Origin of the sequence: Pseudomonas sp. RW407, assembly GCF_003176655.1 — a bacterium.
GTDB lineage: Bacteria > Pseudomonadota > Gammaproteobacteria > Pseudomonadales > Pseudomonadaceae > Pseudomonas > Pseudomonas delhiensis.
In genome coordinates this window covers 1-1,278 of record NZ_QGSL01000010.1, presented here as the reverse complement: position 1 = coordinate 1,278, position 1,278 = coordinate 1, and the positions used below count along the sequence as shown (strand labels likewise).

General features: G+C 70.0%; 1 protein-coding gene and 1 pseudogene. One reads left to right on the top strand and one right to left on the bottom strand.

Annotated features, from left to right (window positions below; genetic code table 11):
* Positions 1-174: pseudogene (locus tag DK254_RS00785) on the bottom strand (cysteine dioxygenase); the annotation flags it as partial.
* A 114-nt stretch (positions 175-288) separates the two neighbouring features.
* Between DK254_RS00785 and DK254_RS00780 the strand changes: the two are divergent.
* Positions 289-1,185 (top strand): LysR family transcriptional regulator, encoded by an 897-nt coding sequence (locus tag DK254_RS00780; RefSeq protein ID WP_109931648.1) that lies wholly within the window; start codon positions 289-291, stop codon positions 1,183-1,185.
* Positions 1,186-1,278: the final 93 nt, after the last annotated feature.

Sequence of the window (1,278 nt, the reverse complement as noted above, 5' to 3'; positions counted from 1 at the left end):
CTGCGCGTCGGGCTGGGCGCAGGCCTCGGGCAGCCAGTCGTCGTGGCGCACCAGTTCGGCCAGCAGCGGGCGGGCGCGGGCGAGCAGGGTGGCTTCGTCGGGATGGCCGTCGAGCAGGGTGGCCAGGTTGCCGATGAACTGGCGCAGGCGGTCGAGACGCAGGGGGGCGGACATGCGGGCGTATTCACTCCGGAAGGTTCTGACTGTACGGTAGCAAACGCGTTTTTATTCCTGAAATGCATTTTGAATCTAAGCTAATATGCGAGAAATGCAATTGGTGCCAGTCCCATGAAGATCGATGACATCGACGCCTTCGTCGCGGTGATCCGCAACGCTTCCCTGAGCCAGGCCGCCGAGAGCCTGGGCCTGACCCAGTCGGCCATCACCCGCCGGGTGCAGAGCCTGGAGGAGGCCCTGGGCGTGGAACTGCTGGACCGCAACACCAAGCCGCTCAAGCCTACCGCGGCCGGCCTGCGGGTGTACGAGCAGTGCCGCCGGGTGCTGCGCGAGGTGGACGGCCTGCGCGAACTGGTGGCCAGCGACACCGCCCCCAGCGGCGTGCTGCGCCTGGGCGTGCCGCAGAGCATCGGCGAGGTGGTGCTGCTGGAAGCGCTGCGACGCCTGGCCGGCGAGTACCCGGAGCTGCGCGCCCAGGTCGGCAGCGGTTGGGGCAGCCACTTGCTGGCGCGGCTGGAGAACGCCGAGCTGGACGCGGCGGTGGTGCTGTTCCCGCCGAGCAAGGTGTTCCCCGACGACCTCGGCGCCACGCCCCTGGGGCGCATGGACCTGTGCGTGGTGGCGGCGCGCGACAGCGACCTGCAGGCCCGCCGCCTGCTCGACTGCTACCAGCGCGGCTGGGTGCTCAACCCCGACGGCTGCGGTTTCCGCGCCGGCCTGCAGCGCGCCCTGGCCGACCAGGGCCTGGGCCTGCAGTTGAACCTGGAGACCTTCGGCAGCGAACTGCAGCTGGGCCTGGTCGCCGAGGGCCGCGGCCTGGGCCTGGTGCCGGCGCCGGCCCTGGCGCGCAGCCGCTACCGCGAACAGCTGCGGGTGCTGCAGCTGGACGACTTCCAGCCGCTGATCCAGCTCTGGCTGGTGCGCCCGCGCCTGCTCGGCAACCTGGAGGCGCCGGCGCGGCTGTTTGGGAATGCGGTGGCTGACGGGTTGGATATGCGGGTGGGGTGAGTTTTTCGAATCTGCTCACTTACCCCCCCTGTAGGAGCGAGCTTGCTCGCGAACAGACTCCCCCGGCAGCGCTGTCGCCCCAGGTTGACTCCG